Annotated in this window: 23 protein-coding genes and 5 tRNA genes; 22 read left to right on the top strand and 6 right to left on the bottom strand. The window is 52.3% G+C overall.

The window, feature by feature from the left end:
• Positions 1-127: 127 nt before the first annotated feature.
• The 3 genes from ACK5LI_RS17160 to ACK5LI_RS17150 all read right to left on the bottom strand — a co-directional run bounded on the left by ACK5LI_RS17160 (position 128) and on the right by ACK5LI_RS17150 (position 3,088).
• Positions 128-703, bottom strand: coding sequence for a hypothetical protein (locus ACK5LI_RS17160; RefSeq protein ID WP_416951641.1), 576 nt, complete (start codon positions 701-703; stop codon positions 128-130).
• Positions 704-815: 112 nt separating this feature from the next.
• A complete protein-coding gene (locus tag ACK5LI_RS17155; RefSeq protein ID WP_416951639.1) occupies positions 816-2,210 on the bottom strand; it encodes a Y-family DNA polymerase in 1,395 nt (464 codons plus the stop codon).
• 59 nt (positions 2,211-2,269) lie between these two features.
• Positions 2,270-3,088 carry a LexA family protein gene (locus ACK5LI_RS17150; protein ID WP_416951637.1) on the bottom strand — a complete coding sequence of 273 codons (819 nt, stop codon included), beginning with the start codon at positions 3,086-3,088 and terminating at the stop codon, positions 2,270-2,272.
• 96 nt (positions 3,089-3,184) lie between these two features.
• Between ACK5LI_RS17150 and ACK5LI_RS17145 the strand changes: the two genes are divergently transcribed.
• From ACK5LI_RS17145 to ACK5LI_RS17130, 4 genes are all read left to right on the top strand, one after another.
• Complete coding sequence (locus ACK5LI_RS17145; RefSeq protein WP_416951635.1) at positions 3,185-4,003, top strand: hypothetical protein; 819 nt, start codon at positions 3,185-3,187, stop codon at positions 4,001-4,003.
• A gap of 67 nt (positions 4,004-4,070) precedes the next feature.
• Positions 4,071-4,910 carry a sulfite exporter TauE/SafE family protein gene (locus ACK5LI_RS17140; protein ID WP_416951633.1) on the top strand — a complete coding sequence of 280 codons (840 nt, stop codon included), beginning with the start codon at positions 4,071-4,073 and terminating at the stop codon, positions 4,908-4,910.
• Positions 4,911-4,963: 53 nt separating this feature from the next.
• Positions 4,964-5,380 carry a MarR family winged helix-turn-helix transcriptional regulator gene (locus tag ACK5LI_RS17135; RefSeq protein WP_416951631.1) on the top strand — a complete coding sequence of 139 codons (417 nt, stop codon included), beginning with the start codon at positions 4,964-4,966 and terminating at the stop codon, positions 5,378-5,380.
• On the top strand, positions 5,380-5,955 hold the full coding sequence (locus ACK5LI_RS17130; protein WP_416951629.1) for a manganese efflux pump MntP family protein: 576 nt from the start codon (positions 5,380-5,382) through the stop codon (positions 5,953-5,955). Before ACK5LI_RS17135 ends, ACK5LI_RS17130 begins: the two co-directional genes overlap by 1 nt.
• A 435-nt stretch (positions 5,956-6,390) precedes the next feature.
• On the opposite strand, the gene ACK5LI_RS17125 is transcribed toward ACK5LI_RS17130, so the two are convergent.
• The 3 genes from ACK5LI_RS17125 to ACK5LI_RS17115 all read right to left on the bottom strand — a co-directional run bounded on the left by ACK5LI_RS17125 (position 6,391) and on the right by ACK5LI_RS17115 (position 10,877).
• Positions 6,391-7,542, bottom strand: coding sequence for a carbonic anhydrase (locus tag ACK5LI_RS17125; RefSeq protein ID WP_416951627.1), 1,152 nt, complete (start codon positions 7,540-7,542; stop codon positions 6,391-6,393).
• A 178-nt stretch (positions 7,543-7,720) separates the two neighbouring features.
• Positions 7,721-10,027, bottom strand: a complete 2,307-nt coding sequence (locus tag ACK5LI_RS17120) for a methyl-accepting chemotaxis protein (protein ID WP_416951625.1) — start codon at positions 10,025-10,027, stop codon at positions 7,721-7,723.
• 100 nt (positions 10,028-10,127) lie between these two features.
• A complete protein-coding gene (locus ACK5LI_RS17115; protein WP_416951623.1) occupies positions 10,128-10,877 on the bottom strand; it encodes a TlyA family RNA methyltransferase in 750 nt (249 codons plus the stop codon).
• 216 nt (positions 10,878-11,093) lie between these two features.
• Here ACK5LI_RS17115 and rpmE point away from each other — a divergent pair, with 216 nt between their 5' ends.
• The 18 genes from rpmE to rplL all read left to right on the top strand — a co-directional run bounded on the left by rpmE (position 11,094) and on the right by rplL (position 20,808).
• Positions 11,094-11,303, top strand: coding sequence for a 50S ribosomal protein L31 (rpmE, locus tag ACK5LI_RS17110; protein WP_416951621.1), 210 nt, complete (start codon positions 11,094-11,096; stop codon positions 11,301-11,303).
• Between the two features lie 228 nt (positions 11,304-11,531).
• Positions 11,532-12,440 (top strand): DUF1385 domain-containing protein, encoded by a 909-nt coding sequence (locus ACK5LI_RS17105; RefSeq protein WP_416951717.1) that lies wholly within the window; start codon positions 11,532-11,534, stop codon positions 12,438-12,440.
• A gap of 5 nt (positions 12,441-12,445) precedes the next feature.
• A complete protein-coding gene (gene prfA / locus ACK5LI_RS17100) occupies positions 12,446-13,519 on the top strand; it encodes a peptide chain release factor 1 (RefSeq protein ID WP_416951619.1) in 1,074 nt (357 codons plus the stop codon).
• Positions 13,520-14,419 (top strand): peptide chain release factor N(5)-glutamine methyltransferase, encoded by a 900-nt coding sequence (gene prmC, locus ACK5LI_RS17095; protein WP_416951617.1) that lies wholly within the window; start codon positions 13,520-13,522, stop codon positions 14,417-14,419. It abuts the gene before it with no gap.
• Positions 14,420-14,557: 138 nt separating this feature from the next.
• Positions 14,558-15,475 carry a UDP-3-O-acyl-N-acetylglucosamine deacetylase gene (lpxC, locus tag ACK5LI_RS17090; protein WP_416951615.1) on the top strand — a complete coding sequence of 306 codons (918 nt, stop codon included), beginning with the start codon at positions 14,558-14,560 and terminating at the stop codon, positions 15,473-15,475.
• Positions 15,476-15,663: 188 nt separating this feature from the next.
• Positions 15,664-15,739 (top strand) — tRNA-Thr (locus tag ACK5LI_RS17085).
• A 6-nt stretch (positions 15,740-15,745) separates the two neighbouring features.
• Positions 15,746-15,831, top strand: a tRNA-Tyr gene (locus ACK5LI_RS17080).
• 52 nt (positions 15,832-15,883) lie between these two features.
• Positions 15,884-15,960 (top strand) — tRNA-Gly (locus tag ACK5LI_RS17075).
• Between the two features lie 36 nt (positions 15,961-15,996).
• Positions 15,997-16,072 (top strand) — tRNA-Thr (locus ACK5LI_RS17070).
• Positions 16,073-16,121: 49 nt separating this feature from the next.
• Positions 16,122-17,315, top strand: coding sequence for an elongation factor Tu (gene tuf, locus ACK5LI_RS17065; protein ID WP_416951613.1), 1,194 nt, complete (start codon positions 16,122-16,124; stop codon positions 17,313-17,315).
• Between the two features lie 4 nt (positions 17,316-17,319).
• Positions 17,320-17,469: a 50S ribosomal protein L33 gene (gene rpmG, locus ACK5LI_RS17060; RefSeq protein ID WP_011368757.1), complete on the top strand. Its 150-nt coding sequence runs from the start codon at positions 17,320-17,322 to the stop codon at positions 17,467-17,469.
• 16 nt (positions 17,470-17,485) lie between these two features.
• Positions 17,486-17,562, top strand: a tRNA-Trp gene (locus ACK5LI_RS17055).
• A gap of 25 nt (positions 17,563-17,587) precedes the next feature.
• The gene (gene secE, locus ACK5LI_RS17050; protein ID WP_416951611.1) at positions 17,588-17,839 is read left to right on the top strand and encodes a preprotein translocase subunit SecE; all 252 of its coding nucleotides are present in this window, start codon (positions 17,588-17,590) and stop codon (positions 17,837-17,839) included.
• A gap of 11 nt (positions 17,840-17,850) precedes the next feature.
• Positions 17,851-18,405 carry a transcription termination/antitermination protein NusG gene (gene nusG / locus ACK5LI_RS17045; protein ID WP_416951609.1) on the top strand — a complete coding sequence of 185 codons (555 nt, stop codon included), beginning with the start codon at positions 17,851-17,853 and terminating at the stop codon, positions 18,403-18,405.
• 57 nt (positions 18,406-18,462) lie between these two features.
• Positions 18,463-18,885 carry a 50S ribosomal protein L11 gene (gene rplK, locus ACK5LI_RS17040; protein WP_416951607.1) on the top strand — a complete coding sequence of 141 codons (423 nt, stop codon included), beginning with the start codon at positions 18,463-18,465 and terminating at the stop codon, positions 18,883-18,885.
• 94 nt (positions 18,886-18,979) lie between these two features.
• Positions 18,980-19,687, top strand: a complete 708-nt coding sequence (gene rplA, locus ACK5LI_RS17035) for a 50S ribosomal protein L1 (RefSeq protein WP_416951605.1) — start codon at positions 18,980-18,982, stop codon at positions 19,685-19,687.
• 179 nt (positions 19,688-19,866) lie between these two features.
• A complete protein-coding gene (rplJ, locus tag ACK5LI_RS17030) occupies positions 19,867-20,388 on the top strand; it encodes a 50S ribosomal protein L10 (protein ID WP_416951603.1) in 522 nt (173 codons plus the stop codon).
• A gap of 39 nt (positions 20,389-20,427) precedes the next feature.
• On the top strand, positions 20,428-20,808 hold the full coding sequence (gene rplL, locus ACK5LI_RS17025) for a 50S ribosomal protein L7/L12 (RefSeq protein ID WP_416951601.1): 381 nt from the start codon (positions 20,428-20,430) through the stop codon (positions 20,806-20,808).
• Positions 20,809-21,203: the final 395 nt, after the last annotated feature.

Raw genomic sequence — 21,203 nt, 5'->3', positions numbered from 1 at the left:
GTAACACAATCACTGCATGTCAAATGAGGTAGACACTCTTTTTCCTGAGGGGAAACCACAGTGTCGCTGAAAACAATAAAACCGCCCGAAGGCGGTTTTTAACAACGTGCGAGGTCATTACAGCAGATCAAGTCTCCACAATTGTTCCTTTTAACAGTTGGCGAAGCACATACAAGTGCCGTCCGTCCTGCTGAACAAAGCTTGACCCTATGGCAATGCGGGGGGGCTTTACGCTGACGTGAGTGGCATTACAGGAAAATACCGTGGTCAGCCCTGTTGCGGAAGGAGAAATTTCCAATTCAAAGTAGGGTAGTGTCCCCTCCGGCATGCTCCAATCGGTGAATCCTTCCGTAGCAATTTCCAGATATGCGCCATACATTGACAGATTCTTTACAGTCACGGGCACCGGACCTGCCGTAAACGGATACAGGCGGATGCACGCATCAATCTGCACCGCATATCTGTCATTTCTCCTGCGTTCGGCACCGGAATAGTGCTCCACGCATTCGGCAGGATCTGCGCCTCCATCGTACATAAAATAATTATCTCCAAGATGATTCCAAAGCGTTATGGCATCATCTTTCTTTTGTGCACTGGGACCTATACGTCCACAGGTATCGCATTTGATAAACGTAAACACGCCGTCATCAATTAAAGAGAGCTCTCCTCCCCCACAACCTGCGCAGGTATCCAACTTATTCATACTCCCCTCCTGCCTTAGTATACATCATCAGTTTGCGGTAGTACATCACAGCGCCCGTACCTACGCTCACTGCAAACAAATGTCAGGTAGGAGTTTCCCCCATTTACGCATATCAGCGCACAAAAGGCAATTCATTCCAGTCAGATGTATAACGCGGGGAAAGGTGTTCCTGCTTCATCTTCCAAGGTTTCCCCAGTCCGGCTGCCGCATACTCCAATGTGCCTTTTCCGAATCGTGTGTTAATGGCATCTGCCACATGCATCAGCTTTTTTTCACTTTTCTTTTGCCCTTCCGAACCATCCAGCAGCGGCAACATAGATATCTGCCTTGACCGCACAGGTTCCAACCCGAACAACAGCACTCCTGCTTTCTGGTAGCGGTAACCGGGTTTCCATATCTGCTCCAGCAAACGGCGGGCGTGTTGTATAAGATGCGGGGAATAACATGTAGGTACAGCCAATCTGGTCTGCGCGCTGTTGAAGTAGCGTGGTCCCTTGCCATGTCGGGGCGTCTTGATAAAAACCCCGATGCAGGATGCTTCCAATCCTTCACGGCGTAACTTTTCTGCTGCACGCGTCATGTATGCGGTGACAGCCTGCAGCAAGTATTCTTTATTCGCAACCAGCGTACCGAATGATCGGGAAGAAAGAATAGAACGACGGGCCGGAGGCGCTTCTTCCAACGTCAGGCATGAAATCCCGCGCAGCTCCAGTACGGTATGCAGGCCGACAACGCTCATCCGACGGCGTACCCAGTCGTCGGGCATATCCCGCAATGCTCTGGCCGTTCTTACGCCGCAGGAATGCAGCATGGCACCATGTCTGTGCCCCACACCCCAGACATCTGTAACTTCAACGTGTTCCAGCAACGTATCTCGTGCTTCTGCCGACGGCAGATCAAAAAAGTTGAATACGCCCTGATACCGGAATGCATGCGATAATGAACGCAGCGGTCCGGTAATTTGCTGCTTGCTTAACCTGTTGCCCACCTTGGCAAGGGTTTTAGTCGGACCAATACCTATAGAAACAGGGATGCCCGTGCGCCTGAATACCGCATGGCGCAAGGCAGCGGCATACCGTGTCAGCGACATCCCCTTTGGCAGGCTGATTCCATCGAGCCGGACAAAAGCCTCATCAATAGAATATACTTCCACGTCTGTAGAAAAACGGCGCAACACGTCCATCACCCGCGCGGACATATCGCCATATAAAGGATAGTTAGATGAAAAAACGACCACCCCCAAAGACAAAGCCTGTTTTTTCACTTTAAACCACGCTGCCCCCATCGGTATCCCCAGCACTTTCGCCTCCGGCGAGCGTGCAATGATGCATCCGTCGTTATTGGATAAAACAATAACAGGGCGCCTTGTCAGGTCCGGTCGAAACACACGCTCGCACGACACATAAAAACAATTGCAATCTACAAGAGCATACACGGCCTGCGAGTCAGGCCTGCGTGGCAAAGACAACTCAGGGCCGCTGGCCGGCCCTGCAAAAGAGGGCTTCACTGCCCTTCCGAGTACTGAAAGTTCCATATTCGTACTAAAAAATTTCCGATCCCGTTGAGTTACACTTTATGCAAAACGCAGGTAACAACACCCCATACAGAAAAATCCTCACGCCCTGTTACATCAACAGGCATGTACTCTGCATTTTCCGGCACAAGCCAAAATGTATCCCCCCGCTTTTTCAAACGCTTTACTGTAAGCTCTCCGTCCAGCACCGCGATGACAACCCGTCCGCTCACAGGCTGAACGGCACGATCTACGATTAAAATATCGTCAGGATAAATTCCCGCATCCCGCATGGATTCGCCGTGCACCCGTATAAAAAATGTCGATTCCGGATTGCGGATGAGATACTCATTAAGGTCCAACTTCTTATCCATGTAATCATCAGCCGGAGAAGGAAAGCCGGCCGACACGGAGCACAAAAAAAGAGGACACCCGACATCCTGTTTACCGGCGGAATTTGCAGCCAGTACTGTATATGGCAAAATACTGGCGGCATCCTGCTGCCGTCCACAGTCAGGGAAATTCGCAACAACTGTCTGCCCCATACAAGCTTCGCCGCTGCACCCCCGAGTTCTGCTACAGCCCCCTGCCGACACCGGCCCTGAAAAAACATTATCCGTTTCCGCTTTCTGCAAAGAGGCATTAGACGCCCCTCTACAGTCCGTGATGCCTTTCTCTGCAAATTCCATATCAGCCGTTCTTTCTGCACATTGAACTTGCACTCCGCGTACAACAGGGGTGTATTCATCAGTTTTGCAGTTGTGTTGCCCATCAGGCTCTTTCGCAGCAGGGGGCAGATATTCATCAATAATCATCCCGCCAAAACACTTGACCATACCCGCCTCTTCGGGCAGTTCGCTGGTGTACGACATAACAAAGACCTCCGGTATTCATGTGGGCCTTCCAGAATACCGCACCTGTCACCCCGCACAAGCAACAACAGCGCAACCGCCATACGGGACGCCCTGATGCCTGACCGACAGCCTGAAAAGCAACATCCTGAACAGCAACCGATGCGCAACCCTTCCGCCCGTCGCCCTGATATACTCAGCAGCCTTGACCCACGAGCTAAACTGGTCTGCGCGGGATTTCTGGGGGTGCTGGTGTGGCAGGCCGCTACGCCCGTTCTGGTATGCTATGCACTTTTTGTTGCAAGCCTCTTTGCTATTTCGCACAACATCAACGCAAGCCACCTGCCTATGCTGCGCTCCTATTTATGGTTTGTCATACTATGGGCTGCCATAAAATTATGTATTGATGCAGCGGGGCTTACCCCGGCAGCGCAACTTCTTTTTCCCCAACATGCGGCCTTTGCGGACCGTATCCAGCTTGCACTGCCCGCTGCCGGAGTTTTTGCTCTCCGGCTCCTTATTCTTATCGGCATAGGGCTGTTGCTGACACTTAGTGGTTCGTCACGTTCTCTGGGACTTGCATTGTCATGGTTCTTACGCCCTGTTCTGGGCAAAAGGGCATGGCACATGGCTCTTTCGCTTTCATTAATGATACATTTTCTGCCGTTGATTCAGCAGACAACAGCACAGGTCAGGCATGCAATACGGCTGCGGAACCCTGCCTGCTCGAAGTTGCGTTGCTGGTTGCTGCTACCGCAGGCAACGCTGCGCGTAATGAGCCAGAAAACGTGGACACAAACTGTCGCAGTGGCTGCGCGAGGGCTAGATTCCCCTGAAGCATGGAAGCCGCAATTTCCTCCGCAACCCTTTGGCTGGCTGGCCTGCGCTGTAGTTTTGAGCATTGCAGCAGTACCGTTCTGGATTGACAAAATTTAGCTTGACTTTCAAATTTTTTGAGAGCAATTCATCTTGAAACTCAAACTACTTTTCATTTGGAGTCGAGATGGACAACATATTTATGATTGCGCTGCAGAGCAGCCTGTTTCTCGGGCTCATCCACGGCGTAAATCCCTGCGGGCACTCATGGATCGTGCTAGCCCCGTTTGTAGCAGGTGAACGAAACGGCAAACGGGTCAGCTTGCTTACACTGGCATTCTTCGGAGGAACGGCACTGGCCTGTCTTGGCATAGGGGCTACGCTGGGAGCAATTTCAATGAGTATCCCTCCGGAATTCAAATACATTACCGATGCCGTAACAGCCTTCATGCTTGTTGTGCTGGGCGCTATCCTGATTATCAAACCCACTCTGCTGCATCACCACGACCATGAACACGACCATCACCATGAACATGAAGATGGTCATCCCCTGCACCCCGCCCACAACCATACACACACCTGTTGTGACCATAACCACGCCCCTGCCGCACACGCACACTCCGGAAATTCCGCCACATGCTGCTCTCACAAAGAGCACCCTCATCATAACCACACTCATGGTTGCGGATGCGGTTCAACCAAAGGCTGGCTGGCCCGCTGGCACAAGGCTGGAGCCATAGGGTTGTTCACCATCGGCTTTATGAACATGATCGTCCCCTGTCCCACGGTTGCAATCATGTACAAATATGCGCTGGACTCCGGCAGCATCGCACGCAGCACGTCTGTATTCGCAATATATGCGCTTGGAACAGGCATAAGCCTTGCCGTTGTGATATATGCCATTTATAAGGTCACAACGATGATGCGCACGCTGAATAAACCTTGGGTTGAACCGCTCATAATGCGCACTGCAGGCGTACTGACCGCCTTTTTCGGCGCGTACAGTTATTTTCATGAAACCCTCTGACAGCAGATTTATGCTGTCAGGCAAGACTTATTAACAGGTGCGGTACAAACTCCATGACCGATCAAGCTGATCTGAATCACGCCATTATTGAGTTTTATGAAAAACTCTCATCTTGGGAACACTGTGTGGTACGCGACAAAAAACTTACGCTGCCCCAGATGCATACCCTTGAAATTCTGGGCATCCACCGCGCCATGCGCATGAAAGAGCTTGCTTCCAAGATGGGCGTTACTACCGGAACGCTGACTGTACTTATCGACAGGTTGGAAGAGCGCGGCCTTGTACGGCGCACCCGCCATCAGACAGACAGACGGTCGATTATCGTAGAGCTTACCCCAAGCGGACAAACAGAGTTTGAAGAACATGACAGGCTGCACATCCGTCTGACAGAAGACATCTGTGCCGGTATTCCTCAGGAAGACAGAGACGTATTGCTGCGTTGTCTGCAAAGCATGAACAGGATGTTTTAATGACGATGCCAGAACTGCTGGCCGTGGCTGTGGCGCTTGCCATGGATGCGCTGGCTGTTTCCATAGCTACAGGATGCCGGTTGCGGGTGGTTTCGCACAGACAGACCTTCCGGCTGGCATGGCACTTCGGTCTTTTTCAGGCGCTTATGCCTGTTATCGGCTGGGTTATGGGCCAGAGTATACGCAGCTTCGTAGAAGGTTGGGCGCACTGGATAGCCTTTGCTCTGCTGGCGTTCATCGGGCTGAAAATGCTTAAAGAAGCGTTCGAGCAAGATGATACTGCAGAATGCGGTCTGGCTGACCCCACTAAAGGCGCATCTCTCATCATGCTTTCTGTTGCCACCAGCATTGATGCTCTTGCGGTCGGGGTAACCATCTCCATGCTTGGTGTATCCATATGGTTCCCTGCAATTATTATCGGCCTGGTATGCCTTGGCTTTTCTGCCGCAGGCATGCATGTGGGACGTATTCTGGCAAACTCAGGCAAACTGTCGCAGTATGCCGAGATACTGGGCGGCGCCGTGCTGCTGGGAATCGGCTTTAAAATTCTGCATGAGAGCGGTGTGTTCGGCTAACATGCCTCGCTCATATATACTTATACGAAAGCCGCCATACTGATTGGCGGCTTTCGTGTTTTAAGAGCATTCAACGAACCCTGTATCAATCCCAATACCGTCAGCAGGCCTCATCCCTACTCTTCCTCCGAACTCCGCCGGAGCAAGGCCCGCTCTTTTTCACGCTGATAACACTATCAGGCAATACCCTTTTGCAGAAAATGGGCAGCACGGAATGTACTTATTTAAAGGCCGTTTTTGCAGCCCTCGTCAGTTAACAACGGTACAGCAACGTACCTTTCAGCTGAACGCCAGCCACACAGTTGCCGCAGCCGGCATACGCACAACCGTTCTTTTTCTGCGCGAAAAGATACCCCAGCATAGTGGGGCTGCATACAAAAAAACGCCGGACTCAGATGAGTCCGGCGTGCATAGCATTTTTACGTGTGCGGCAGCTTATTGAGCCTGTACAGCTTCAGCAGCCTTTGCAGCAGCCTGAGCAGCTTGTGCGGCTTCCTGAGCGGCAGCGGCAGCAATGGCAGCGGCTTCGGCAGCACGCTGGGCTTGCTGAAGAGCAGCTTCTGCATGGATTGCATTCGTATCAATGGACTTCATCATGCCGGGGCAAGGTGCAGCTGTTTCTTCCTGCACTTCTTCAGCCTGAGCAGCAACTTCTGCGGCAACAGGAGCAGTCGCATTCTCAACCTGTTCTACAGCAGCAGGAGCCGCTTCCACAACTTCTTCCACTTCAACGACTTCTACAACTTCAACCTGCTCTGCCACTTCTTCAGCGGCAGCAGGAGCTGCTTCAGCTTTTACAGGTTCGGCCATGGCGTTCATAGCGCGCGCGGGGTCGGCTTCCACTTCTGCCAGAATCTCGCCTACGCGCTTTTCAGACAGCCAGCTAACTTTACCTGTGGAGACATCATAGATAGCGCCGACAATTTTGGTCTTGCCGGACTTCACCAATTCACGGGTGGCAGGGCTGACCATAAACAGATTGCGGATGTTCTGCCAGACGTTGTTTTCAATGCCGTAAGGCACAAGGTCTGCACCATGCTTGTCGGGATGATCGCTCATCGCCTTTTTAACAGCAGGTGCGATGGGGGCATCCAGCGCGGGGATATTGCGCTCAAGCTCGTGACCATGACCTTCTACAGCTGCAGTTACCGCCGTTACAGCGCCGCACTGGGTATGGCCCAGTACAACCAGTACAGGGGTGTTTACGTGAGCAAGTCCGTACTCAATGGAGCCTGCCTCGTCACCCTGAACAACGTTGCCGGCAACGCGGACAACAAAAATATCCATGACACCGGCATCAAACAGACGCTCAACAGGCACACGGGAGTCAGAACATGCCAGTACGGTGGCGTATGCGTGGTCGCCCTGACTTTCGGAACCGGCCTGAGCAAGGCGCTCGGCATCAGTACGGGGATGGATGGCTTCATTGGCAGCAAAACGGGCGTTACCGTCCTTCAAAGCTTCCAATGCAGCTTCAGGAGTGCGCTCTACAGTATTGTCGCCACTGCAGGAAAACGCACCGAAAATCAAGAACAGGGCTACAAGTCCAAGTGCAGCCAGCAATGTCTTTTTCGACTTCAAAATCATGCCTCTCTCCTTAAAATGCTGTGTAAAGATGTGCTGTGTGATTTGACCATCTCGTCGGTCTCTTGCTTCGGCAAAAAGCCTGAACAATATACGGGCACAACCACCCGAAGTCGTGCCTCATGCCGGACTGCTACGCAATCAAACAGTATTATTACGAGCAGATACTTGTTAAACAGTACTATTCCTGCTGCATCTGGGCAATGAGTTTATGCAGCCTGTCGACCATCCCGACCAGTTCACCAACAGCTCCGGCAGACTCTCCCAGAATCCGCGCAGTTTCCTGTGAGATACCATCCACCTGAGCTGTTGCCTGACTGATTTCAGCGGAAGAAGCTGATTGTTCTTCGGCAGCGGCGGCTATCGCTGCAATTTCTGATGCAGAGGCTTCCACCATCTCGCGGATTGCATCAAGAGCCGTGCCGGAAGATTCGGCAAGCGCCGTACCGCGGACAACAGCCTGTGCCGCTTTATCAGTACCCTGCGCCGCATCGTCGGCTCCGCTCTGAATAGCCTTGATAGCAGAACCTACTTCCCGCGTGGCCTGCATTGTCTTTTCCGCAAGTTTGCGCACTTCATCCGCCACGACGGCAAAACCGCGTCCGGCATCACCTGCGCGGGCAGCTTCTATGGCAGCATTAAGAGCCAGCAGGTTTGTCTGGTCGGCAATATCATTAATGACATTCATAACCTTGCCGATCTCTACAGCCTGTCCGCTCAATATAGTCATTTTAGACCGCAGTCCCTCAGCTTCGTCCCGCATATGATTCATAGCGCTGAGGGTTTCATACACGGTTGATGCCCCCTGACGTGCACGGTCTGCAACATCCTCCGCGTTGGTGGCAGCCTTTCCCGCATTGTGTGCCACATCCAGCACACTGCTGTTCATTTGTTCAATGGCTGCCAGAGTTTCATGCAATCGGTGCTGCTGTGTTTCCGCTCCGGAGCGGGACTCTGTAATCTGCCTGCTTAATGTCTGCGCCGCACTGCTCAGAGTCTGTGATATGGATTCCGCTGCCGAAGCAGCCTGCGCCATACGTTGACGCTGTGCCCGAAGACGTGCTTCAGCGGCACGGATTTCAGTCATTTCGACATAGAGCGCGAATACCCCGAGTTGCTCGCCGTCAAGGTCGTAAACAGGAGTGGCGGTGATTGAAAGAATGCGATCTTTTCCGTTTACGCCCTGAAAAACAACCTCGCGGGTGACCTGACATTCCTTCTCGCGGGCGTCTGCAGCTACAGTGCGACGTGCGGGGTCGCGATATAAAGATTCTGCCGGATTGCGCCCGATCAGAGAGTCCGCCCCGCCGGAGATATCAAAAAGCTGAGCCAGAGCTTCGTTGGCATAGGTAGTATTACCGTCAACTCCTGTGACAAGGCACGGCAACGTTATACCTGCCAGCACCCCCTGCGAAAAACCGAAACGTTCCTTTAAAGCTCCCCGGGTTGCCCGCAGGTCACTCGCCAGCTCTGCCAGCTCATACCGGAATGAGCCTTCGATATCCGCGTCAAAATCACCGTCGGAAAGACGTTCGGCAAATTTGCTGATTCTGCCTATGGGCACACTAACAAACCTGCGCACGCCCCATATGACGGCAACAGCCAACACCAGCACAATCAGCACACCCGCCACAATAATGATTGTACGTTGCGCATTGGCCGCTTCGGCCAGCTCTCTTTCGTTGACAGTATAGCTGAGAACCCAGCCCGTGGCCGGAATACGCTCAAAAACCTGCAACTTGGTCAGCCCGCCGAACTCGTACCGGAACCATTGCTTGCCTGCTGCTTCTGCAGCAAGGACGGCATCAGAAACAGAAGGGTGGCGCCCCACAAGTGAAGTATCGGGATGTACCATGATATTGCCTTCCGCATCGGTCATATAAGCATAACCGGTGCCGGCAAATCTGATGGGGGATATATAGTTATTTATGAATGGAGTAAGATCGATAAAGGCAATAAGCCCGCCTGCAAGGCTGCCGTCTATGTAGTCCCTGACCTGATGGCCGATGGCAAAAACAAGCCCTTTGACGGGTACCGGCTGGCCGGCAATGAAGGATTCCTGCGCGTCAGCCCCCACCAGCTGCTGCGCAAAAGAATGCACAATATTTGGCGGAATTCCAGAAGACCCCGCCTGCTGTGCAGCCATGGTGCGCTGACCTTGCTTATTCACGACAACCAAAGCCACCAGTTCCGGTCGCACAGTCATCTGATTCTGCAACGAAACACGCCCCTGCTCGTCTTCGGCAAAGGCGCCATTGACTATGTTTCTGTCTTCAGCCAGCTGCGCTACCAACGAACGGCTGCTCTGAACAAAATCCTGCAACATCCGTCCAGTGACGGCTCTGGACTGGGTCATTCCATCTATCTGTGTAGAAAGAACTATCCGGCGTGTTGACTGGGTTACATACAACGACAATGCCGCCAGTGCGGCAACAACCAGCACCATAACAACCAGAGTAAGCTCGGTTGCAATACTCCGAAAACGCATCGGCCCCCTCCTGTATTGGTTGCACAACACAAAACAGGAGTGACAGTACTGGCATTTTTTTGCTAATCAAGACGTAACAAGCCTTAAAAATTGATTTTTCCTAAGAAAGACGCAGGCAGGCTATGTATTCCTGATTGCCTTTGGGGCCTTTTATCGCGGAAGGCACAACACCTTGAACTTCCAGGCCAAGCCGGGTGACAGCGAAATCCAGAACCTTGTCCACGGCCTGCTGCCGCAATGCTTCGTCGCGTACCACGCCTTTGACGGTCTGTCCGGCTCCCACCTCGAACTGCGGCTTGATGAGTGCGGCAACAATACCCCCCCGACGCAAAAAGCGTACACAGGCCGGCAGAATAAGCGTAAGCGAAATAAAGGAGACATCCGCCACAATAATATCGACCTGTTCCGGTAAAAGGTCATCAGGAGCCGTGCGCAGATTAACCCCTTCCATGCTGACCACGCGGCTGTCGGACCGCATCCGCTCATGCAGCTGGTTTTTACCTACGTCAACAGCATATACACGGGCAGCGCCATGCTGAAGCAGGCAGTCGGTAAAGCCGCCAGTTGAGGCGCCTGCATCCAGCGCGACCATTCCCTCCACATCAAGTCCGAAGGTTTCTATCGCTGTCAGCAGCTTATACGCGCCGCGGCTGACAAAACGCTCAACTCCTTTAAGCTCCATCCGCAGATCTTCAGGATATTTCGTGCCCGGCTTGGTTACGGGTTCAGGTTCAGCCTGCCCGCGGACAACATAAACCTTACCGGCCATGATAAGACGCTTGGCCTGTTCGCGGCTTTCTGCCAGCCCTTGTTCAAAAACCAATTGATCCGCTCTTTCCTTTCGGGGCATACTCTTTCCTTGACAATCATCGTTTTCAGGCTTAGGTGCTGCTTGCGCAGTCGCGTAAAATATCTGGACAGACCGGCTGTTTTGCGCGGGCCTTGGCCCGCAACGCCGCTGACTACTACACCAGCACGGCAGGGGGCTCAAGAAAAAAGCTTGCCAACGGCTCCATTCAGGAGTATTGGCAACGGTTCAGCACTTCCCGTGTTAAGGAGAATTTTCATGAGAGACAATATCCATCCCACTGTGTACAAAACCAAGCTCACTTGCGCTTGCGGTAACGAAATCGACACCACTTCCACCAAAGGTGAAGAAGTCCACGTTGAAATTTGCTCCGGCTGCCACCCGTTCTACACCGGCAAGCAGCGCTTTGTAGACACCGCTGGCCGTATTGACCGTTTCCGTAAAAAATACGCCAAGTTCAGCAAGTAGCACGTTTTCCAGCCGACAAAGAGGTTGCCGACCTCTCCGGTCGGTGATTCTTCCTCCCCGGGCATGCGCTTTTTGCGCGTTCCCGGGGAGAAGCATTACTAGCCTGCCGTACGCGGGGGAAACGTGATAAAAAGCACCATCCGCCGGTTCGCCGGCACCATCAATCGTCTGTTACTTTCCCAGTCCGCCTGTACCGTAGGCGGTCAGGCTGTCATGGAAGGGGTTATGATGCGCAGCAAGGACCGCCTTGCCATCGCAGTCAGACGCCCCGACGGAACCATTGTTGTCGAAAGACGCCCGTGGTTCAGCCTTACCCGCGCAACGTGGCTTGCACGCCCCTGGGTCCGCGGATTTCCTATCCTTGTCGAAACCATGGTCAACGGCATCAAAGCCCTCAACTTCTCCGCCATGCAGGTAGCAGAAGGCGACGAAGGTGAAGAAGAGCTGAAGCCGTGGCATCTGGTGGCAACGCTTATCGTCTCCATCGCCATGGCGCTGGGACTTTTTGTTGTCCTGCCGCATCTGTTCACCATGGGTATGACATGGCTGGGACTTTCCGGCGACGTAGAAGGCATTTCGTTCCACATCTGGGACGGCCTGTTCAAATTTCTTATTTTCATCGGCTACATTCTGGCTATATCTTTTGTACCAGACATCCGGCGCGTATTCCAATACCACGGAGCCGAGCACAAAGTAATCTGGGCCTACGAGCAGGGCGGCGCGGTTACACCGTCGTCGGCGATTCTGCGCAGCAGATTGCACCCACGGTGCGGCACGACTTTTCTGCTTTTTGTGCTGTCCATCTCCATTATTCTGCACACAGTGCTTGTCCCGCTTGTGCTTATGGCATGGACGCCTGAAGGGACCATCTACAAGCATGCTTTCATAATCTTCGTTAAGCTGCTGCTTATGCTGCCTATCAGCGCTATGGCGTATGAGATCATCAAGGTAGCTGCACGACTGGAAGGTTCGCTGCTCGGAAAAATCCTGAGCGCTCCGGGCATGCTTTTGCAGATGCTTACTACGCATGAGCCAGATGAAAAGCAGATCGAAGTAGCCATAGTAGCTCTGCGCGAAGCTCTGGGCCCTGACGCCGGCAATGAAATTGAGACCCCAGAATATAGTTATTCGGAGTAATTTCGATGTTCTCTAAACTTGAACACCTTGAACGCCAGTTCGAAGATCTGGAGCAGCAGCTCAGCGCTCCTGATATTTTCAATGATCAGGAACGCTACCGCAAGCTGACCAAAGCGCACTCCGACCTCAAGGAAATCGTGGAAGTATTCCGCGATTACCGCAGACTGACAGGCGAGCTGGCAGAAAACAAGGATATGCTTCGCGACAGCGACCCTGATATTCAGGCAATGGCCAAAGAGGAAATCGATTCCATTGAAAAGCGCCTGCCCGAAATGGAGCACGAGCTCACTCTGTTGCTGCTGCCTAAAGACCCCATGGACGAGAAGAACGTCGTTCTTGAAATTCGTGCCGGCACTGGTGGTGAAGAAGCGGCCCTGTTTGCCGCAGACCTGTTCCGTATGTACATACGCCATGCGGAAACTCTTGGCTGGCGGGTGGAAGTGCTGAGCAGCTCGGAAACAGACTCCGGCGGCTACAAGGAAATTATCGCACTCATTTCCGGCGACAAAGTATACAGCCGCATGAAGTTTGAATCCGGCACCCACCGCGTACAACGTGTGCCTGCTACAGAAACGCAGGGCCGTATTCACACCTCTGCAGCCACTGTTGCCATTATGCCCGAAGCTGACGATGTAGAACTGGACATGAAGACAGAAGACCTGCGCTTTGATGTGTACCGCTCTTCCGGCCCCGGCGGCCAGTCTGTTAACACCACGGACTCGGCCGTACGCGTCACCCACATCCCCACAGGCATCACTGTCGCCTGTCAGGATGAAAAGTCGCAGCACAAAAACAAAGCCAAGGCACTAAAAATTCTTGCTTCCCGCCTGCTGCAGGCGCAGGAAGACAAGCATCACGCCGAAATGGCAGAGCAACGCCGCAGCCTTGTGGGTACCGGCGACCGCTCAGGGCGTATCCGCACGTACAACTTCCCGCAGGGACGCGTTACAGATCACCGCATCAACCTGACGCTGTACAAGCTTGACTCCTTTATGGAAGGCCATATCGATGAAATGCTTGATGCCCTTATCACGCAGGCACAAACCGAAGCACTTCAGGCTCAGGCCAACATACAATAAATGATCTCACCTGCTCCTGCTTCACGCACTATCCGTGATACTATTACCGCCTTCTCTGTCTACCTGACAGGGAAGGCGGTTGATTCTCCAAGGCTCTCCGCAGAGATGCTGCTGGCGCACGTTCTGAAAATAGAACGGCTCCGCCTGCTGGTACTCAGAGACACGCCACTCACCGAAGAACAATATACTGCTGCGGAACAGCTTGTTCTGCGGCGGGGCAACGGCGAACCTGTCGCATACCTGACAGGCGAACGGGACTTCTATGGACGCCAGTTCAAGGTTACGCAAGACACTCTCATCCCCCGCCCCGATACTGAGCTGTTAATTGATACAGCCCTTAACGAAGTATCCAGGCAACCATCCGGCCGCCTTTTCCGTTTTGCCGATCTCGGCACGGGTAGCGGATGCATTGCGGTTAGCCTCGCTGCAGAGTCAGCGCTTTGTCATGGTGTAGCTGTCGATAAAAGTTCAAAAGCGCTGGCAGTTGCCAAAAACAACGCTGAAACGCACAGTGTGTCTCAACAGCTTGATTTTATATGTGCCGACTTCAGCACGGGCATATTCAGTGCGGAATCATTCGACATGATAATTTCTAACCCTCCGTACATAAGCGACCGCGAATATGCGGAACTGGATCATGGCGTACGCAACTTTGAACCGAAATCTGCTCTTGTACCCGATTGTACAGATTCGTGCGGTCTGGAAGATGCTAAACGCCTGCTTCCTCTGGTGCACCGCTGGCTAAAGCCGGGGGGCATTTTCCTTATGGAATTCGGATGGAAGCAGGGTGCGGACATCCTTAAGCTGGTGGAAGCATCCGGCGTGGTATGGAACGTTGCGGATATACTCAAAGATCTGGAAGGGCGGGACAGGGCTCTTCTGGCACGTCGCTGTGATTGATGTAAAAAAAACACACTGTGCGTAAAAAACACAATTGCGGAACAAAAAATACATATGCCAAAACATGTAAAATCAAAATGTTAGAAGAATACACCGCAACGGCATAGTTATTGCTTATTTGAGTTTACCGGAGGGTTTATGAAACAGACCACCATCAAAAAAGCAATAAGATGCTCGGGCATCGGCCTACATAGCGGTAAGGTTGTAAGACTTACTCTTCGCCCCGCCCCCGAAGACACCGGCATCGTATTTCATATTACTACTGATAACGGAACACACCGCCTTACTCCAAAGCCTGACGATGTAATCGCCACAGGGCTTGCCACAACACTTGGCCTGAACGGCTCATCCGTGGCAACCGTGGAACATCTGCTTGCTGCAATCCGCGGCATGCAGATCGACAATATCCAGATTGACATCGAAGGTAACGAGATCCCCATCATGGACGGCAGCGCAGGCTCGTTCGTCCTGCTGCTGAAAGATGTCGGAATCGTGAAGCAGAGTAAGGCCCGCGAAGTTTACCGGATTAAAAAACCGGTAAAGTTTGAGCGCGACGGAAAGTGGATCAAAGCAAAGCCTCACAACGGGCTACGGATTGATTACACCATCGAATTTGACCACCCCGCCATCGGCAGACAGACCATGGAACTGGAAATTACCCCCGAGGCTTTCGCTTCCACTGTTTCAAAAGCCCGAACCTTCGGTTTCCTGCGTGAGGTAGAATACCTGCACAGCAACGGGCTTGCGCTGGGTGGCTCACTGGATAACGCTATTGTCTTAGATGAGTACAATGTTCTCAACGAGGACGGACTTCGATACGAAGACGAGTTCGTACGTCACAAGATTCTCGATTTCATAGGTGACATGGCACTACTTGATGCACCGTTACAGGGTCACTTTCAAGTACACTGCTCCGGCCATGCATTAAACAACGGCTTTTTGCGCACTGTCCACGAGCATAAATCCATATATCTCGAGAAGGTAACACTCACAGAAGCCGCAGTACCCACACACGAACATGAAGAAGCACCCGCAGGGACTCCTGTGGCTGCTTAACAGCAACTCTCTGAACAACAAGCAAAAGCCGCCCACAAAGGCGGCTTTTGCTTTATATGCAAGTCAACAAACGATACATAAAAACACAATAAAAACATAGCGTTAAGAAATATAGGTATTTTTTTTCAAATTTCTTGCAATTTTCGCTTGCCTTTTCTGCGGGGCACGTATAGATACTCAACCTCGTTGCTGGCGTAGCTCAACTGGCAGAGCAGCTGATTTGTAATCAGCAGGTTGCGGGTTCGAGTCCCATCGCCAGCTCCATAAAGTGGAGGGGTTCCCGAGTGGCCAAAGGGAACAGACTGTAAATCTGTCGTCGGAAGACTTCGGAGGTTCAAATCCTCCCCCCTCCACCACCCTAAGCTCAAGAGCTGTAGGAGACGTAAGTCGGAGAACTACGGCACAATAGCGGGAATAGCTCAATTGGCTAGAGCATCAGCCTTCCAAGCTGAGGGTTGCGAGTTCGAGACTCGTTTCCCGCTCCATCCCGCCAGAGTTCTCCCTATAGCTATTTAGAATTGGCCCACGTAGCTCAGTAGGTAGAGCGCGTCCTTGGTAAGGACGAGGTCAGCAGTTCAATTCTGCTCGTGGGCTCCATATTTTTTTTGGTTAGTAACTGAAAAAATAACGCCAGGGAGAATTACTCATGGGTAAGGAAAAATTTGAACGTACAAAGCCGCATGTTAACATCGGCACCATTGGTCACATTGACCACGGTAAAACCACTCTGACCGCAGCAATCACCAAGATTGCCAGCCTCAAGATGGGCTCCAAAGCTATCGCTTACGACGAAATCGATAAGGCACCTGAAGAAAAAGAGCGTGGTATTACCATCGCAACTGCTCACGTTGAGTACGAAACTGAACTTCGTCACTACGCTCACGTGGACTGCCCCGGTCACGCTGACTACATCAAGAACATGATCACCGGTGCTGCTCAGATGGACGGCGCAATCATCGTTGTTGCCGCTACTGACGGTCCCATGCCCCAGACCCGTGAGCACATCCTGCTTGCTCGTCAGGTTGGCGTACCCAGCATCGTTGTGTTCCTGAACAAGTGCGACATGGTGGACGACGAAGAACTTCTCGAACTCGTCGAAATGGAAGTTCGCGAACTTCTGGATACCTACGACTTCCCCGGCGACGACACTCCGGTTGTCCGTGGTTCCGCTCTGAAAGCTCTTGAGTGCGACAGCGCCGACGATGAAGCTGCAAAGCCCATCCTCGACCTGCTGGCCGCTTGTGACAGCTTCATTCCCGAGCCCGAGCGTGACATCGAAAAAGCCTTCCTGATGCCCATCGAAGACGTGTTCTCGATCTCCGGCCGCGGTACCGTTGTTACCGGTCGTGTTGAGCGTGGTATCATCAAGGTTGGTGAGCAGGTAGAAATCGTTGGTATCAAAGATACCGTGACCACCACCTGCACCGGTGTTGAAATGTTCCGTAAACTTCTTGATCAGGGTCAGGCCGGCGACAACGTTGGTGTTCTGCTCCGTGGTGTGAAGCGTGACGAAGTTGAGCGTGGTCAGGTTCTGGCTGCTCCCAAGTCCATCACTCCCCACAAGAAGTTCAAGGCTGAAGTGTACGTACTCTCCAAGGAAGAAGGCGGCCGTCATACTCCGTTCTTCTCCGGCTACCGTCCCCAGTTCTACTTCCGTACCACTGACATCACTGGTATCATCGGTCTGGAAGAAGGCGTGGAAATGGTTATGCCCGGTGACAACGCCACCTTCATCGTGGAACTCATTCACCCCGTTGCTATGGAACAGGGCCTGCGCTTCGCTATCCGCGAAGGTGGCCGTACCGTTGGCGCAGGTGTAGTTTCCGAGATTCTGGAGTAATATTATGCGCGTTAATATTCAGCTTGCCTGCACAGAGTGCAAGCGGCGCAATTACGCGACCAATAAAAACAAGAAGAACACTACCGGTCGTCTGGAAGTGAAAAAGTATTGCCCTTGGGATAAGAAGCATACTCTTCACCGTGAGACCAAATAGGTAGTTTTCATAACGCAGGGCAGTAGCTCCAACGGCTAGAGCGGCGGTCTCCAAAACCGCATGTTGGGGGTTCGAATCCCTCCTGCCCTGCCATTTTCTTCTTGAGTTAGAGGCGATCATGGCGAAAAGAAATCATAAAGCTGAAAAAGCTAGCGCCGACGCCGCTAACACCGGTGTGGGTTCCAAGCTCACTCAGTTCACAGAGTTCCTCGAAGAATCCAAAGTCGAAATTCGTAAGGTCACTTGGCCTACACGAAAAGAGACCATGGCCACCAGCATCGCTGTTTTGGTTCTAGTCTTTGTCATGTCCCTGTTTCTTGGAATCGTAGATTTAGGCCTGACAAGGATCGTGGAATACATTCTTTCCTAGCGGGGGTTCCAATGACCGAGCCGACCACTCCCCAAATCAAAGCCCGCTGGTACATCGTCCACACCTACTCTGGCTTTGAGCAGCGCGTCGAGCAAACGATCAGACAAATGATCCGTACCGGCGAAGCACAAGGCCTTATCGAAGAAGTCGTTGTTCCCACTGAAAAGGTTATCGAACTGGTAAAGGGCGAAAAGCGTACCTCTACTCGCAAGTTCTATCCTGGTTACATAATGGTCAAAATGGCCATGACAGACTTCTCCTGGCACCTTGTGCAAAACATAAACCGCGTTACCGGGTTTGTTGGCGGAAAAAATCGTCCTACCCCCATGCGCGACAGTGAAGCCGAGCGGATTCTGTCGATGATGGAATCACGTCAGGAACAGCCGAGACCGAAATTCAACTTTGAGCGCGGAGACGATGTTCGGGTTATTGACGGTCCTTTCGGCGGCTTTAACGGCGTTGTGGAAGACGTTAATTATGACAAGGGCAAGCTGAGGGTGTCCGTATCCATCTTCGGCCGCCAGACACCTGTTGAACTGGACTTCGTTCAGGTCAACAAGGGTTAGTGACACCGATGCGATTCGCTGTCTGAGAGGACAGTGATCCCCATAGAGGTTACAGCAATGGCTAAGAAAGAAATAGCAAAGATTAAACTCCAGATTCAGGCAGGCGCAGCAAATCCTTCTCCGCCCGTTGGTCCCGCACTGGGTCAGCACGGCCTGAACATCATGGAGTTCTGCAAAGCGTTTAACGCACGCACTCAGGACCAGAAAGGTTTGGTAATCCCGGTAGTTATTACCGCTTACGCTGACCGGTCCTTCACCTTTATTACCAAAACTCCCCCCGCCTCGGTTCTGCTTATCAAGGCTGCTAAGGTTGCAAAGGGTTCCGGTGAGCCCAACAAGACCAAAGTAGGCACGGTAACCATGGAGCAGGTGGAAGAAATCGCCAAGTTGAAGATGCCTGACCTCTCTGCCAAGGATCTGGCTGCAGCAGCGAAGACTATCGCTGGTACTGCACGCAGCATGGGCATTGACGTTAAGTAGCATTCCGTAATCAACATTACTGCCGTTTGCCGGTTAGCCGGCATTTATATCTAGTGATCAAGCGGCAGGAGATTATAAGAAGGGGTGGGTTATTATGCCCAAGCACGGAAAAAAATACCGTAAGGTAGCGGAAAATGTGGATCTCGCGGTCCGCTTCTCCGTAGAGGACGCGGTTGCAAAGTCCCTCGAAACCTCGTTTGCAAAATTTGATGAAACCGTAGACGTAGCAATTTGTCTCGGTGTTGACCCCAAGTACTCTGACCAGATGGTTCGTGGTGCTGTGACTCTGCCCCACGGCCTCGGCAAGACCGTCCGTGTTGCAGTATTCTGCAAAGGCGAAAAGCAGGCCGAAGCTCGTGAAGCAGGTGCTGACATCGTTGGTGCAGAAGACCTGGTCGATCAGGTTAAAGGCGGCATGCTGGACTTTGACAGCGCGATTGCCACTCCTGACGTGATGGCTTTGGTCGGTCAGATCGGTCGTGTGCTCGGTCCCCGTGGCCTGATGCCTAACGCAAAGACCGGCACCGTTACCTTTGACGTAGCCAAGGCTGTTTCCGAAGTGAAAGCCGGCCGCGTTGAGTTCAAGGTAGACAAAGCTGGTGTTCTGCATGCTCCCCTGGGTAAAGTATCTTTCGGCCCCCAGAAGATTGCAGAAAACCTTAAGGCACTGCTCGACACCGTTCAGCGCCTGAAGCCCTCTTCTGCAAAGGGCACCTACATGAAGACTATGTCGGTTTCGACCACCATGGGCCCCGGCTTTAAGGTTGATCCCACCGACATCAGACGCTTCCTCGAAGGCTAGTACTTCGGGAGTAGTCAAGATATCTGGCTTGGGTGGTTTTTGACCACCCAAGCTTTGTTGACAATTGGACAGGAAATTCGAGTCGAAGAAAGCAGGTTGGGCCTGGCCCGTAAATACCTGCCGAGACATCTCCTTCGCTCGGCATTTCCACTAGGCACCCTTAGCTTTAAGGAGATTCCATGAAAAGGTCTGAAAAAGCTGCAATTATTGAACAGCTCAAGGCTAAAGCCGAAGCTGCTCCCATTGCAGTTGTGACCGACTTCAAAGGAATGCCGGTGGAAGAGCTGACCCGTCTCAGAGTTAAGCTGCGTGAATGCGGCGGCGACTATCAGGTCGTCAAGAACACTCTGGCACGGATCGCCCTCACCGACGGTGCGCACGACGTTCTCAAGGACAAGTTCACTGAGAACTGCGGCGTAGCCTTTGGGTCGGAAGATCCCGTGGCCGTGGCTAAGGCGCTCGTTGAATTCCGTAAGGGAAGCAAGCTGTTTGCCATTCGTTTTGGCAGCCTTGAGGGGCAGTACCTCAATGACGCTCAGCTTGACGCCCTTGCAAAGCTGCCCGGCAAGCAGGAACTGCTCGCCAAGGCACTGGGCACAATGAACGCTGTTCCCACGAACTTTGTCTGCCTCTTCGCAAACCTTCTGCGCAACTTCCTGTACGCCCTCAAGGCTATTCAGGATCAGAAAGAAGCAGCTTAACCCAACAAGACATCTTTTATTATTTTTAGGAGATTACCAATGTCCGTGACCAAAGAACAAGTAGTTGAATTTATCGCTGGCATGACCGTTCTTGAACTTTCCGAGTTCATCAAGGAACTGGAAGAAAAGTTCGGTGTATCCGCTGCCGCTCCCGTAGCCGCTGTTGCTGCTGCTCCTGCTGAAGCTGCTGCTTCCGCTGAAGAAGAAAAGACCGAGTTCGACGTAATCCTGAAGAGCGCTGGCTCCAACAAGATTGCTGTGATCAAGGTTGTTCGCGCTCTGACCGGCCTTGGCCTGAAAGAAGCCAAGGAAAAAGTAGACGGTACTCCTTCTGCTCTGAAAGAAGGCGTTTCCAAGGAAGATGCTGAAGAAGCAGCAAAGCAGCTGAAAGAAGCTGGTGCCGAAGTCGAAGTAAAATAAGTTCGACTTTGTCGCCGTTAAGGCGAATTCAAGGCGCGGGCACTCTTTTACTGGTGTCCGCGCCTCTTCTGCTTTCGGGCACGTAGCTTTTTTGCATAATAACTTGCACTCAGAAAAGATTTAGACTACATTAAAAATTTGGTTAACCAATCTCCATTCTGTGTAAGCACTTCTGTATCGGGCGGTACATTGCTTCCCAAACAAGCACAAATATCTACCCGAAATCATACAACATCAGGTGATGGTGTCGCTTTATGCGCCGTCACCCGTTCTTTCGTGCTCAACGATTTTCACGGTCGTGCTGCACGTTGCATGAGTAAAAAAGCAGACCTTTGCATATACGCGCATGCATCGGAAACTACGACCGACGACATAGTGTGTCGCGCTGAAATAAC

Origin of the sequence: Oleidesulfovibrio sp., assembly GCF_047973035.1 — a bacterium.
In the GTDB taxonomy this organism is placed as follows: Bacteria; Desulfobacterota; Desulfovibrionia; order Desulfovibrionales; family Desulfovibrionaceae; genus Oleidesulfovibrio.
Note: the sequence above shows the minus strand (reverse complement) of the source record. Positions and strands in the feature narration are given on the sequence as shown.